Genomic DNA, 14,267 nt, shown 5'->3' with positions numbered 1-14,267 from the left:
GTGACACCACGCCCGGCCCAAGCGGACCATCGACCAGCATGATCCCCACGCAAGGCGGCCCAAACCGGAAGACCGGATCCGGACAGGTCAGGAACCGGCCGCATTGCACGGCAACCATCCCGCAGCGCCCGCAAGGCGAAACCGGCGTCGGATGGTTTCACGGATGAATCGGCCCAGCACTGCGCAACCGCTGGGCGTCACCGGATCAAGCCACATCCTCTGATTGTGACAGCCTTGCCCCTGGGTTTTCCGGCCTTGTCTGGTCGCCACGATCCGGCGCATTCAGCCAAAGCGACACCGACCGCCATGCAGGCCGCCGCCATGCCGTTTCAGCCCCCGAAGACATATCCGATATTGTGGACCGTCCGGATGAAATGCCCGTTTCCGGAAGGATTGGGCAGTTTCTTGCGCAATCTGCTGACCAGACCGTCAATGGCGCGGTCATAGCTTTCCCAGTCCCGCCCCTTGGCCAGCGTCATGATCTGATCGCGGGTCAGCACGCGGCCGCGGCTTTCCATGAAGGCCTGCAGCACCGAGAATTCGGCGGTGGTCAGCAGGATTTCCTCACCCCCGGCGGTCCAGACGCGGCGTGCACCGATACTGACGCGGTAGCCTTCGAATTCATGGTCGATGGCAGGCCCGCCAGAGGTTTGTTCAACCCGGTTTGCGGGCGCGGCGAGTTGGGCCGAGGCCCGGCGATGCAGCGCATTCACGCGGGCGGCCAGTTCCCGGGGCCGGAAGGGCTTGGTCACATAATCATCCGCACCGATTTCAAGTCCGACGACCTGATCCGTTTCATCGCCCCGCCCTGTCAGGATGATGATTCCCGCCTGACTATGCGGTCGCACCTCGCGGATCAGATTAAGCCCGTTTCCGTCCGGCAGGGTCAGGTCAATTATGAAAAGATTGTATTCGACCTTGCTGACACAGTCCCGGAATTCACCAGCCGAGCCGACGGTGTCTATGCTGTAGCCTTCCCGGATCAGGGAGTGTTCGAGAAGTTCAAGAATGGCGGGCTCGTCGTCGACAGCCAGGATTTTGGGCTTTGACACGTTTTTTCCGTTCCAGGCAAAAAGAGTCGGACAGGTTGCACTGATGTTTCAGAACTATACACATCATTCACAAGCGGTTCCAGACTTTTACATTATATTCAAATTCTTTTAAATTCAACGACTTATTTTAAGGACGCATCCATATTTCAACCTTTCTGACTGTTTGCGTGAAAGCGTTTTGAGATTTCCGCGCAAAATTTCGTGACCGGGACGAGTTATCCAAATCGCCCGACATCCCGGCAAGAGTTGCGACCCGCCCGGCATATGGGTCGGACAGCCGTTTCTTAGCCTTGCTTCGCAAGCGCAGGACAACGGGATCGGGAGTTCCTTCCTTTTTACGCGGTCCGCGCAAGGCGCGAGAGGGAAGGGGATCTGCCTTGCCCCTCGCGCAAAGCGTCGGGGGCAAGACAAAATGTCGGATATCAGTTTCAGGATCGATCCGGGTCAGATCGCGCAGAATCTGACGGATGGGGGGGATGCGGTTGTTTCCGGGGGGCTTTTCGGGGGGATCGCGATCTCGCGCAGCGCGGCGGAGGTGGAGAGTTTCCGCCAGTCCGTGGAAGAGCTTGGCCTGACCCATATCCGCTGGCCGGGCGGCACGCTGTCGGAAACGGCGGTGATCCGCGAGAATGGCAATATCCAGCTCAATACCAATCCCGACCTGCCCTATGCCTATGATCTGGGCTATCCCGAACTGCTGCATCCGCGGGCGCTGCAGGATGCGGCGGGCCTGCCGACCGGGCGCGACAGTTTCACCGATATGCTGCAACTTGCCATTGCAAAAGGGGCCAGTTTCTCGGTCATCCTGCCGACGCAGCGCTATGTCGATGCCCCCGAGGAGGCGGCTGCGGATGTGCAGGATTTCCTGCATGCGCTTTTCGTCGAGGACCGCTGGAACGGCGGTGAACTGCCCGAGCGGATGATCCTCGATATCGGCAATGAGAATTATCACCCCGAGGAGTATGCGAAGGTTTCGGTCGCCATCCTGAAGGCGGTGCGGGAGTTCCGTGACGCCCATCCGGATGAGGAATTCACCTTGGCCCTGCAGGCCATGCAGGACGGCCCCGACACACAGGAACTTGTCAGCCATCTGGAGGATTACAGGGGGCCGGAGGATGAGGGCCTGCTGTCGGAGGTGGATTCGGTGCGGATCCATGTCCTCAAGCACAGTCTTTCGGCGCTGCGCAAGGTCGAGCATGGCAAGAAGGCCGAGGCGATCTCGGAACTGCTGGAGGCGGTGCAGGCGGATCGCGACCTGATGGGCTTTGACCCCGCAGAGGAGGTCGAGGTCTATTTCTCGGCCTGGACCGCGACGGCGAATGATGTCGAGGCCGGTCTGGCCCTGCCGATGTCCAGCGCCATCGCGACGCTGTCGCTGTTCACCGGAATGGCGGAACTGGGCGCCGATCATGCCGCCGCCTGGGGGGTCGGGATGGGGGAACTGGGCACCCATGTCACGATGACCTGGCTGGATCCGGAAACCGGTGAATTGCAGCTTTCACCGCATGGCGAGGTGTTCCGCCAGATGGCCGAGACCCTGCCGGGGATGAAACTGCTGACCCATCGCCATCTGGATGCGGGCCGCGACATGCCCGCCACCTATTTCGCTTTCACCGATGACACGAAAGCGGTGATCTTTCTGGCGGCGAATGACATTCCGGATGACGGCATGGAGATCGGGTTCGATCTCACCGATTTTCCGGCCTTCGTGGGGTTCGAGGCCGAAAGCGTCAGCGTGCCCGATGGCTGGGCCGGCGCGCCGGTGGTGTCGGAGCCGCAGATGGAGATCGACGGCGCCCGCCTGACGCTGCGCCTGAGCAGCGATTATCAGGTCATCCGCATCACCGGCCATTATGCCGGAGCGGAGAATGAGGACGGCGGAACCGCAGCGCCGGAGCCGGTTCTGGTGCCGCCCCTTGGGCTGGAAGGAAGCGGCCCGACCGATGGAACCGATGGCGATGACAGCCTGACCGGCACCGCGCAGGATGACCGGCTGCAGGGTGGTCCGGGGCAGGATACCCTGACGGGGGGCGCGGGGGATGATGCGCTGTTCGGGGGCTGGGGGGATGACCATCTGTATGGCGGCGCGGGCAATGATGCGCTGCATGCCGGGCTGGGTCAGGACAATCTCTGGGGGGGTGCGGGGGCGGACAGGTTTGTGCTGGATCCGCGCGCCGGGTCCATCCTGCAGGATTTCCGCGCCGATGAGGGCGACCGCATCAGCTTTGGCGGGACTTACAAGACGGTCGAGGATCTGCTGGCCGCCAGCAGCCGGGGCGATTTCACCGGCAGTGGTGAGGAACGCGACCTGATCCTGAGCCATGCCGCCGGGGGGATGACGGTGCTCTTGGGCGGCGCGGGCCTTATGGCCCAACTGCCGCATCTGGTGCTGGATCTGTCGGCCCCGTCTTTCGAAAACCTCACCCCGATCGCCTCGCCCTTGGGCGAGGGCGATATCCTGCTGCCTCCAGCAGTGGAGGACGGGGAGGAGGAGGACGAAACGGCCGATGAGGACGAGGAGGAAGACGACGCAGGCGATGCCGCGCAGGGCACCTGCTTTGTCGCGACCGCCGCCTTTGGCGACCGGATGCATCCCGATGTGGTCTGGCTGCGCCACTGGCGCGATACCGTTCTGATCCGCAGTGCGGCGGGGCGCTGCTTCATCCGGGCCTATTGGAAGATCGGCCCCGTCATGGCCCGCCATGTCCGCGCCAACCGCCCCAGCGGACGCATCTTCCGAAAACTCATCACCGCCATCATCCGCACCTTGCAAACCGCCCGCCCCGGCACAACCGGGCAGACCGGATCGGCCTGACCAGAGGGCGGGACGGGCAGAACATGCCCGCGATATCCCGCAGAGGCCGGATGCGGCCTCAACAAGACGCTGTGCCGCAGATCCTGGGCAACGTCGTTGATCGGCATGAGGAAGCGTCCCCTGATGCCCGCCAGCCGGTCGGCGACCCTCCTCGACCTTTGCGATGCCTATGCGCCGCACAGCAAAACGAGCCACTGGGGGATGCCGTTCCTCGCCCGAGGTTGGCAGGTCGATGGAGGATGTCCGCGATATCCTGGCGGTGTCCAGCGCCACCCCTGTGGCGCTGCCGCCCCGGGAAAGCGCACCGAAGCCACGATCTTCGGCCGGCTGAAACACTCTGACTTGGCAAATGTCAGAGGAGCATTTACTGAGACCCCCGGAGCAGTGGTCGAGTGGTCTAAGGCAGCCGACTTGAAATCGGCCGGGCCAGAGATGGTCCCGTGGGTTCGAATCCCACCTGCTCCGCCACTTGCCCCCGCGAAAGCGTTCTCCCGATCCAGCTGCGGCCGAATTTTTCCGTTGTTTTCGGGGGTTATGCGGGTGAGGCTGTTAACCGGCACATTCCCCATAAGGTCAGAAAGTGTTCTCTCCGGGCCGATATTCTCCAGACCTGTTGCCTTCGCTGTTTTGGTGAATTTTCCGCAACTCCCTGAATAGATGAGGTTAAAGTCCGGTTTGGCGGTGAGTTCGACCGCAGTCCCGCCTGCGGCTGTTGTGACTGGGATCGGAATGTGTCAGGCGCATTATGCGCTCCAGGCGCTGCTTGCGGTGCTGCCAATCGGGGAGCACACGATCCAAGAGTTCGTAGAAGGCGGCCCCATGGTTTGGCTCGGCGATGTGGCACAGCTCGTGGGTAATGACGTAGTCAATGGTATCAACTGGTGCCTCGATCAGGCGACGACTGAGGAGCAACCGCCCAGCCGGAGACATAGAACCCCAGCGCTGCTTGATCTGCCTGACAATCAAGCCTCGCGGCCGGAATGCCTCGGGATCTGGAAATATCGTTAGATTGTGCTCGGTTCGTTCGGCGAACTTCACATGGGCCCGTTCCCGATACCAGGGATCCACAAGCTCGCGAGTGACTTCAGAGCTGTTAGGGCGATGCGTTTGCACAACGATGAAGCCGCGGGTTAGCTTAACCCCTGCTTGTACATGCGGCACAACCTTCAGCCGATACTGCCGTCCGAGGTAGAGGTGCGTCCCTCCGGGGCTTCGCCATGGCGGGATAGTGGGCCATGATGGCCTTGCATGTTCGCAAGAGACATCCATATACCATCCATGCAGATGGTTTATGGAGTTATTTTTGGCAAACAAGTCTGAAAACGCGATACCGGCCAAGGCGCCGGAGTCTGAAAAACTGACGATCAATCTTGGCTTTGTGGACCTCGGCCAGATCGAACTTCTGGTGCAGGAAGGGTTCTATTCCAACCGCAGTGATTTCATCCGCACTGCGATCCGCAACCAGATCGAACGCCATGCCGATACCGTACGCCAGATTGTTCTGCGCAAAAGCGTTGATCTGGGCCTGCGGCACATCACGCGGGAGGAACTGATGACAGCGCAGGCGGCGGGTCAGATGCTGGATATCCGCGTTCTGGGGCTGGCTGTTTTGGCCCCGGATGTCACCGCCGACCTTGCCCGCGCCACAATTTCCGCCCTGTCCGTTCTGGGCACCCTGCAGGCTTCCGCCGAGGTAAAGGCCGCCCTTGCAGACCGCATCACCTGATACCAAACCCCCGAAAGCACATCATGACCCGATTTTCCCGAAGCGGTATGGCCCGCGCCACTGAACTGACGCGCTCCGGCAATCTGGCCGAGGCGACGGCCCTGATCAATTCGATGTTGCGCGCGAAGGACGCGCCGTCTGATGATGTCACGGCCCATGCCGGAATTGCCGACAAGGATGTGATCGAGGGAACATTTACCCCCGCTGGCACCCCTCCTGGCACCCCCGCTGGCGATCCCCAGCCAAAACGCCCGGCGCGCACCCGGTACAAAGGCTTGCGCGAAACCCTGCGTTCCATCGCAGCAGGCGGGATGCCGCAAAAGGGCGTGGTGATACCTGCACCGCTGGATCTGCCCGCCGGTGCGCAGTTTCTGTCGCTGATCCATGACGGTCCGCAGGGCAGCCGCGACTATCGGTTGTATGTTCCGGCGCGCAGGGTTGATGGGCCGCGTCCTTTGATCGTCATGCTGCACGGCTGCACCCAGTCGCCCGAAGATTTCGCCGCCGGAACCGGAATGAATGCGCTGGCTGAGGAGGCGGGCTATCTGGTCGCCTGGCCCGCGCAGCCGCAGGGCGCGAATGCGCAGAAATGCTGGAACTGGTTCCGCCCGGAAGATCAGGCCCGTGACCGGGGGGAGCCCGCCGTGATCGCGGGGATCATCCGCGATATCCTGCGCGACCATACCGCCGATGCAAGCCGGGTCTATGTTGCCGGTCTGTCGGCGGGCGGTGCGGCGGCGGCCATCATGGGCGCGGCCTATCCGGACCTGATCGCGGCGGTCGGCGTGCATTCGGGATTGCCGGTCGGCGGCGCGCAGGATGTGATGTCCGCCTTTTCGACCATGCGCAACGGACCATCCGGCAAGGAACGACCCAGTTCGGTTCCGGTGATCGTGTTTCATGGGCTGGCCGACAGGACGGTACACCCGGACAATGGCACGGCAGTGATTGCGCAGACTCTGCGGGTGCATAAAGGCCTGAAACGGGTGCGCAACCCGGGAACATCCGATCAGGGACGCAGCTATCGGCACGCATGCCATGACGACAAGACAGGCCGGAGCATCGCCGAGCATTGGGAGATCGAGGGCGCAGGCCATGCCTGGTCCGGCGGGCAACCGGGCGGGAGCTATACCGACCCGAAAGGTCCGGATGCGTCACGCGAAATGCTGCGCTTTTTCGCACAGCACCGGCAGGTACAATAACGGGCGTGTTTCAGCCCGCTTTTCGACCCGCCCCTGTCCGGGCGACAGCATGATCAGCAACATCTGACCGCATCGCTTGCAGGGACATATTGGAGCGCGGAACCCGGGGCAGGATGAACGTCTCATCCTGCGCCGTCAGCCGTTCAAGCGCGGCCCTGCCCCGGCTGACCCGGCTTTTGATCGTGCCGACCGTACAGCCACAGGCATGGGCCGCCTGCAATTGCGAAAACCCCAACACCCCCATCAGCATGAGCGGGCGACGCTGATCAAAGGGCAACCGGGCAATGACGGCCAGCAGTTCATTCAGCGCAACAGCGTGTTCCTGCGACGGTTCTTCGAACAGCGCGTCGGCGCGGACGCCGTCAACATCCTCGACCTCACGCCGGTATTTCCGAATTTCGGAAAAGAACGTGTTGCGCAGGATCGTGAACAGCCACGCGCGCAGGTTGGTTTCAGGACGAAAACTGTCGCGGCTGCTCCAGGCTTTCAGAAGTGTGGTCTGAACCAGATCTTCGGCCCGGTGCTGGTTCGACGTCAGTTTGAGCGCGCGACGGCGCAGTGTCACCGCCTGTTGCGGTAGAAGCGCGTGAAACGAATGCGTGTCAGTCATGGGATGCGTCTCGCTTTCTGCAAGGGCAGACATGCAGTGTCACCGCCGTCCTGAAGGCAGCGGGGTGCAGCGTCTGATGTCAGGGGCGTCATCGTTGCCGCGGTCGGGTCATCATGCGGAGGAGGCCCCCATGATGACCGTGCCGTCAGGCAGCGGCGGCAGCGTTCAGGCGTTGCTGGGCGAGTTTGGACAAGGCTTTGTCTGCACCGTATTCCTCATCCAGCGTGGTTTTGAGCAGGGTTTCTGCCTGCGGATGGCCAAGTTGTCTGGCCCACGCAACCAGCGTGCCATAACGTGCGATCTCATAGTGCTCGACCGCTTGCGCCAGTGAAATCAGGGCGGCATCCATTGTTTCCGGATCTTCGATATCGGCCATCAGGCCCTCGGCTTCTTCGATCAGGCCGACCATGGCGTCGCATTTCGCGCCGCGCGCCGGTTTGCCAAGGATGTCGAACACCTCTTCCAGCCGTACGACCTGCCCTTCGGTCTCATCGCGATGGGAGGACAGTGCAGTCTTGAGCTTCGGATCGGTTGCCTTGCGCTCCATCTTCGGCAGTGCCTTGAGGATCTTGCGCTCGGCGTAGAGCACATCTTTCAGCGTGTGAAGGAAAAGGTCGTCAAGGGTTTCGATGGTCATCGTTGTGCTCCTGAAATGGATACTGTCGGGGTACAAGAAGGGTGGAGGGGCCTCAGTCGGCCCAGTTCCGGCCCTGTGCTTCACGGTCCATCCGTCTGGACCTTGTCGGCCAGGACAGCGGTTGCAAGCCGTCGTCGGGTTCATTCCGATAGGTCTGGATGAACCGTTCGGCATGCGCCTTGTTCTGCCGCCGCAACCGCAGCGACCGCAGGGCACGCTGGCTCTCCAGCATTTCGGTGAGTGTGCTGATAAAGACCTGAGCAGTGACTTCTCGGATCATGGGGTTCTCCTCAGCGAGGGTGGAAGGCGGTTCGGATCGGGCGGTGGGTTAAAGCAGCAGGGCGATGATGATTACGACAAGGAGCGGCGCTCCGAGCAGCCAGGCGATTAGTGCGGGCATGGGGTATTCCTTTCTGGACCGGGACTGTGTCAGGGAAATCGCTTCAGCGTCGCTGCATCAGGACATCCAGCCCCAGACCTTCGTCACGATGACGGCCACCTGCGGTGGCGGCAAAGAACGCGGCTACGGCGCCGATCAGCAGGGTGGCGGCGGCGATGAAGCCAAAGACCACACCCGCGACACGGGCCTTTTCGACAGCGGCCATGGCGGTGGTGCGGGCGTCGGCGATTTCGGCATTCACTTCATCGACACGCGTGCGCGCGGCGGTTTGGTCAAGATCGCTGTTTGCGGCAATGGTCTGCGCAAGATAGGTGCTGTCACGCTCGGCCATCTGGCCGTCAACTGCACTGCGGGCGAGGATGGCAACCACTTCGCGCTGAAGGACGGGAGCTTCGGTTGTCGGCGGTTGGCCCGGTGCGGTCGTTGCTGCGTCCGTTTCCGACGCCGCGACGGTATCGCGCAACATCAGGTCGTCGAAATAGTCGGATGACATCGCCTCGCCCGCTGCATCAACAACCTGCGCGGTGCCGGTCGCCCCGGCACTCAGCACTCCACCCACGCCAAGGGTTGCCAGAATTGCCGCAGCCAATGCGCCCGTCGCCCAGACAATCAGCCCGTGCATTCCGTCGCGTGCTTCCACCTCGGGCGCGGTGGCATCGCCTGCGCGGCGCCGCATCCGCCCGGCAAGGTAGCCGCCCGCGCCAAAGCCGGTGACCATCACCCAGGCAAACCAGATGCCTGCCGCGATGGCGAGCCAGGGGGCAGAGACACCATCACCGCGATAAGGCGAGGTCAGCGACAGGCCAAGCCCAGCCCCGAAACTGATCAGCAGAAGCGAGATCGACAGCGCAAAGATGCCACCTGCAAGAATGGCGGACCAATCCACATAGGACACGTCGCTTTGGGCCATCGCGGGCACCGGGCCGAGTCCGGGACGGGTGGCGGATGCGTCAGAAATCATGGGTTTATTCCTTGTATTTACAGGCGCAATCAGCGCAGGCCGACAAAACTGAGCAATGCCAGCACAATCACGACAGCGCCGACGATATAGATGATCTGGTTCATGGACTTTCCTTAGGTTGGTGGCAAAGCGGGGAGAAAGAACGGGCTGTGCAGGTCGGCCCGATGGGGTCGCATGGGGGGCCTGTCAAAGGCGCGCGCCCCGGTACGAACCGAGTTTTCCCGAAAGACCGGGCAACCGGGGTTTTCCGGTCTTTCGGGCACTCGCAAAAAGCAACAGGTCGTTCTGCATTTCTGCCTTAACGGGAGTAGACTGTGCAGCATCGGAATCTACGCAGTCGCAGAACATACCCCCCCATTCCTGAAATGAGGGGGGGACAGATAGACGTTTCCGCCTGCGGCAATAACTGATACAATTGAGTGAAGTATTGTGACGATCAAGCACCGGCGGCGTCACAGAACGACAGATCCACCATTCCCTTCGACAGTCGGCCCGATCAGGAGACGACCATGTCAGAGGATAAGCCGCGCACCGTTCTGCCTGTTGTCGCGATCGGTGCCTCTGCCGGCGGACTGGAAGCCTGTCGCGAGCTGATAAAGGACCTGCCGGGGACTGTTCCGGGGGCCTTCATCCTGATCCTGCATCTTGATCCGTCGCATGACAGCATGATGGTGGATCTGCTGGCAAAGCATACCGGGCTGCAGGTCGTTCAGGCCACCGAAGGTCTGGCGCTTCAGGCCGGGGTGCTTCACGTCATACCGCCCGGCGTTTTTCTGACCGTGAAACGGGGGGTCATTCACCTGCGCGACCCGGAGGGCGGCAAATCGGTTCGCCTGCCATTTGATGTGCTGCTGCGCTCCCTCGCCCAGGATGCAGCAAAGGCCTCGGCCTGTATAATCCTGTCCGGAAGTGGCACCGATGGCACGCTGGGGCTTGCGGATATGCAGGCCGCTGGCGGGCTGGTGATCGCGCAAGACCCGACCGAAGCAGGCTATCCCGGCATGCCGGACAGCGCAATTGCAACTGGCCTTGTGGCAAAGACCCTGCCCATCAGCAAGATGGCCGCCGCATTGCGCGCATTTTTTGAAACCGGCGGAAACCCGGCGGCCGATAAACCGGAGCCAAAACGCGGCAGCGCCCTGCGTGCGGCCAGCGTGGCGACCACCGGATATGACGATGTGCTGGCCTTTCTGCGCGAACATGTGGCGCAGGACCTCTCGCTTTACAAACGCGGCACACTGGAACGGCGCATCGCCCACCGGATGGCACGGATCGGACTTGGGTCTGATGAAACTGCACGTTACCTTGGAATGCTGCAGTCCGACAAAGATGAGCGCAGCCAGTTGTCAGCCGATCTTCTGATCCATGTCACCAGCTTTTTCCGCGACTCAGCGGTGTTTGAAAATCTGTCGGCGAAGGTCGTTCCGGACCTTCTGGCGGCGATGGCCGGTGATCGTCCGCTGCGGGTCTGGGTTGCCGGGTGCAGCACCGGCGAAGAGGCCTATAGTCTTGCCATCACCTGCATTGAGGCGATTGAGGCCGCAGGCGCCACCGCCCGGTTGCAGATTCTTGCGTCCGATGTCGATCCCGAAGCCGTCGCCACCGCCCGCGCCGGGTTCTATTCCAAGGATATTGCGGCCCATGTCTCACGCGAGCGGCTGGACCGGTTCTTCGTGGCCGAAAATGACGGCTGGCGGGTCACGTCGGCTCTGCGGGATCTGGTCGTGTTCACCGTCGCCGATCTGCTGTCCGACCCGCCGTTTTCAAAGATTGATCTGGTGTCATGCCGCAACGTGTTGATCTATATGGGCCCCGAGGCGCAGGCACGCGTCATCGCGCGCTGCTGTTTCGCCTTGCGGTCCGGTGGGCTGCTGCTGCTGGGGGCGGCGGAAATGCCGGGGCAAAGCGATGCCTGCTTTGCGATCGAGGACAAGGCGGCGCGTCTGTGGCGGCGCGTCGGCAAGAGCCTGCCCGGGGACCTGAATTTCAGTTTGGGCAAGCGCGGGGAAGCCCCGGCCGTGCCGGGGCAAACTCCGCTGAGGCGGTCTGCTTTGGCCGAGTTGTGCCGCCGCATCGTGTTTGAAACCTATACGCCCGCGGCTGTCTTGCTGAATGACCGGTTGGAATGCCTGTATCTGCTTGGCGAAACCGAGAAATATCTGAAAGTCACCCAAGGCCACCCTGATCCGGGTATTGCCGGCATGTTGCCAAAGGCGCTGCGCGCCCGGTTCCGTACGGCTGCGGCGTCCTGCACCCCGGAAAACCCGCTGGTGACGATTTCAGGGGGGCGGCTGCAGGGGGCGGACGGCTTTGATATTGCCCTGCATTCCGTGATGGCCGGGGACGAGCCGCTGGTGCTGGCCTGCTTTATCAGCACCGCGCGCCCGTCATCGGGCCAGACCACCGGCCCGGACCAGCGCAGGGGCGATCTGGAAGCAGATCTGGAAGCGGCGCGCGGGGATCTGTCCGACGCGCTGCGCGATCTGGAGGAGGAGGTGGAAGCGCGCAGCGCTGACGCCGCCGAAGCGCTGTCGGTCAACGAGGAGTTTCAGTCCACCAATGAGGAGCTGTTGGCCTCGAAAGAGGAACTTCAATCCCTGAACGAAGAACTGACAGCGCTGAACAGCCAGTTGCAGGAAACGCTGGAACGTCACCGCACCACCGCCAATGACCTGCAGAATGTGCTGTTCAGCACAGATGTGGCGACCTTGTTTCTGGACCCTGATCTGAACATCCGCTTCTTCACGCCCGCCGCCCGCGCGATCTTTCGCGTGATCCCGACCGATGTGGGGCGCCCGATTGCCGACCTTGCCTCGCTGTCGAAAGATGATGACCTGTCTGCGGATATCCGCGCCGTGCTGGCAACCTGCGATCCGCAGGAGCGGGAGACCGAGGGGCTTGGCGGTCAGTTTTTCCTGCGTCGCATTCAACCCTACCGTGCCGAAGGCGGGCGGGTCGAGGGTGTGGTGATCACCTATGTGGATATCACCGAACGCAAACGCAGCACTGCCGCCTTGCACGCCGCCATGGCCGAGGCCGACCGCGCGACCCGGGCCAAGTCGCGGTTTCTGGCCTCGGCCAGCCATGACCTGCGCCAGCCGCTGCAATCCATGGCGCTGCTGCACAAGCTGATGGCCCCGCATAAACGATCCAGCGAAGCGGCACGGCTGGCCGCGCTGCTGGATCAGACGCTGAACTCGATGACCGCGATGCTGGATTCGATGCTGGATGTGAACCGGATCGAATCCGGGATCGTGCATCCCGAGATGCGCCCTGTGGCCATTGCGCCGCTCATGAAGCGGCTTGTCGATGAATTCGGACCGCAATGCGGGCTCAAGGGACTGAAACTGCGCGCGGTGCCGTCCAGGGTCTGGGTGCAGACCGACCCGCAACTGCTGGAACAGATGCTGCGCAACCTGTTGTCCAACGCGGTGAAATACACACCCAAAGGCGGCATCCTGATGGGGTGCCGACGGCGCGGCGACGTTGTGACCATCCTTGTCTGCGACAGCGGCATTGGCGTGGCAGAGAAGGATACGAAGACCATCTTCGATCCCTATCAAACCGTCAGCAAATCAGCCTCACCTTTCGGGCAGGGCCTCGGGCTGGGCCTGTCGATCGTGCAGCGGCTTGCCGAACTGATGGATCATCCGGTGACTGTCCGGTCCACCCCCGGCAAGGGGTCTGCGTTCATGATCACGCTGCAGGTGGTTGACCCGGTTCCCGATCCCCCGGCTGCCGTGCAGACAGGACCAGAGGTTTTGACGGCAACGCGACAGACCGGCACGATCCTTCTGGTCGAGGATGAAGAATCCCTGCGCGATCTTCTGGCAGATGTGCTGCAAGGAGAGGGCCATACGGTTGTGTCCAAAGCCACGGCCCAGCAGGCGCTGGCATGGGCCAGCGGTGATGTGGAACGGCCTGATCTTTTGCTGGCGGATTTTGATCTGCAAGGCGGCACAAACGGTCTGACGCTGGCGCAGGATCTGCCCGATGTTCTGGGCGGCACGGTGCCCAGCATCATCCTGACCGGCGATATCACCTCGGCCACCCTGAAAAGCGTCACAGCCTCGGTCCATCACCATCTCGTAAAGCCGGTCATGCCCGAGGTCTTGCTGGCCCTGATTTCCGACCTGATGCAGAAGGCCCGTATCGAACAGGGCAAAAGCGCGCAGCGACCGGACACGGACATCACCACGGTTTACGTCATCGACGACGCCTCGATGATCCGCGAAACCACCCGCCGCTTGTTCGAGGCCGAGGGCTGGAGGGTGTTTACCTATGCCACTGCCGAAGATTTCCTGGCCGCGCCGCATGCCCGTTCCGGCGCCTGTCTGCTGGTCGACAACCTGTTACCCGGCATGGATGGGGTCGCTCTGATCACCCTGCTGCGATCACAGCAATCGAAACTGCCCACGGTCATGCTGACCGGACATGGCGATGCGGCAACAGCCGTTGCGGCGTTGAAGGCGGGGGCCTCTGATCTGATCGAAAAGCCGGCGAGCGCCGCCGTTCTGCTGGCCAGCGTGCGCCACGCCATCAAGTCGGGCGACAACAGCCAGCCGGTCCTGGAAACGCGCAAGGCCGCGCAGCAGCGCTTCTCCGGCCTGACAACGCGTGAGCGCGAGGTTCTGGCGCTGGTGCTGACCGGGGCGCCCAACAAGATCATCGCCCATGATCTTGGGGTCAATCAGCGCACCGTTGAAAACCATCGCGCATCGGTGATGCGTAAAACGCGCGCGGCATCCTTGCCGGCACTGGTGCGGCTTGCCCTTACAGCAGAGACGCCCGGCGGGTGAGGTCAGGACTGCCCGAAAAAGGTGCCTGTCCGTTCTGTTTCTGCACCGGACGCGTGCGCCGTCGC

The 14,267-nt window shown here is 62.3% G+C and carries 10 protein-coding genes and 1 tRNA gene; 5 read left to right on the top strand and 6 right to left on the bottom strand.

Annotation, left to right across the window (positions count from 1 at the left end):
• Positions 1-329 precede the first annotated feature (329 nt).
• The gene (locus JL811_RS17390) at positions 330-1,052 is read right to left on the bottom strand and encodes a response regulator (RefSeq protein ID WP_202689980.1); all 723 of its coding nucleotides are present in this window, start codon (positions 1,050-1,052) and stop codon (positions 330-332) included.
• 412 nt (positions 1,053-1,464) lie between these two features.
• Here JL811_RS17390 and JL811_RS20190 point away from each other — a divergent pair, with 412 nt between their 5' ends.
• On the top strand, positions 1,465-3,867 hold the full coding sequence (locus JL811_RS20190; RefSeq protein WP_202689979.1) for a calcium-binding protein: 2,403 nt from the start codon (positions 1,465-1,467) through the stop codon (positions 3,865-3,867).
• A 378-nt stretch (positions 3,868-4,245) separates the two neighbouring features.
• Positions 4,246-4,335 (top strand) — tRNA-Ser (locus JL811_RS17380).
• A 195-nt stretch (positions 4,336-4,530) separates the two neighbouring features.
• On the opposite strand, the gene JL811_RS17375 is transcribed toward JL811_RS17380, so the two are convergent.
• Positions 4,531-5,136 (bottom strand): M48 family metallopeptidase, encoded by a 606-nt coding sequence (locus tag JL811_RS17375; RefSeq protein WP_202689978.1) that lies wholly within the window; start codon positions 5,134-5,136, stop codon positions 4,531-4,533.
• 34 nt (positions 5,137-5,170) lie between these two features.
• On the opposite strand from JL811_RS17375, the gene JL811_RS17370 reads away from it, so the two are divergent.
• Complete coding sequence (locus JL811_RS17370) at positions 5,171-5,593, top strand: CopG family transcriptional regulator (RefSeq protein WP_237685037.1); 423 nt, start codon at positions 5,171-5,173, stop codon at positions 5,591-5,593.
• 23 nt (positions 5,594-5,616) lie between these two features.
• A complete protein-coding gene (locus JL811_RS17365; protein WP_202689976.1) occupies positions 5,617-6,795 on the top strand; it encodes an extracellular catalytic domain type 1 short-chain-length polyhydroxyalkanoate depolymerase in 1,179 nt (392 codons plus the stop codon).
• A 10-nt stretch (positions 6,796-6,805) separates the two neighbouring features.
• On the opposite strand, the gene JL811_RS17360 is transcribed toward JL811_RS17365, so the two are convergent.
• From JL811_RS17360 to JL811_RS17345, 4 genes are all read right to left on the bottom strand, one after another.
• Positions 6,806-7,405, bottom strand: coding sequence for a sigma-70 family RNA polymerase sigma factor (locus JL811_RS17360; RefSeq protein WP_202689975.1), 600 nt, complete (start codon positions 7,403-7,405; stop codon positions 6,806-6,808).
• A 145-nt stretch (positions 7,406-7,550) separates the two neighbouring features.
• A complete protein-coding gene (locus JL811_RS17355; protein ID WP_202689974.1) occupies positions 7,551-8,042 on the bottom strand; it encodes a YciE/YciF ferroxidase family protein in 492 nt (163 codons plus the stop codon).
• Positions 8,043-8,094: 52 nt separating this feature from the next.
• On the bottom strand, positions 8,095-8,322 hold the full coding sequence (locus tag JL811_RS17350) for a hypothetical protein (protein WP_202689973.1): 228 nt from the start codon (positions 8,320-8,322) through the stop codon (positions 8,095-8,097).
• Positions 8,323-8,485: 163 nt separating this feature from the next.
• Positions 8,486-9,403, bottom strand: coding sequence for a hypothetical protein (locus tag JL811_RS17345; RefSeq protein WP_202689972.1), 918 nt, complete (start codon positions 9,401-9,403; stop codon positions 8,486-8,488).
• 509 nt (positions 9,404-9,912) lie between these two features.
• Here JL811_RS17345 and JL811_RS17340 point away from each other — a divergent pair.
• Positions 9,913-14,202, top strand: a complete 4,290-nt coding sequence (locus JL811_RS17340) for a chemotaxis protein CheB (RefSeq protein WP_202689971.1) — start codon at positions 9,913-9,915, stop codon at positions 14,200-14,202.
• Positions 14,203-14,267: the final 65 nt, after the last annotated feature.

Origin of the sequence: Szabonella alba (assembly GCF_016765775.1) — a bacterium.
In the GTDB taxonomy this organism is placed as follows: domain Bacteria; phylum Pseudomonadota; class Alphaproteobacteria; order Rhodobacterales; family Rhodobacteraceae; genus Szabonella; species Szabonella alba.
Note: the sequence above shows the minus strand (reverse complement) of the source record. Positions and strands in the feature narration are given on the sequence as shown.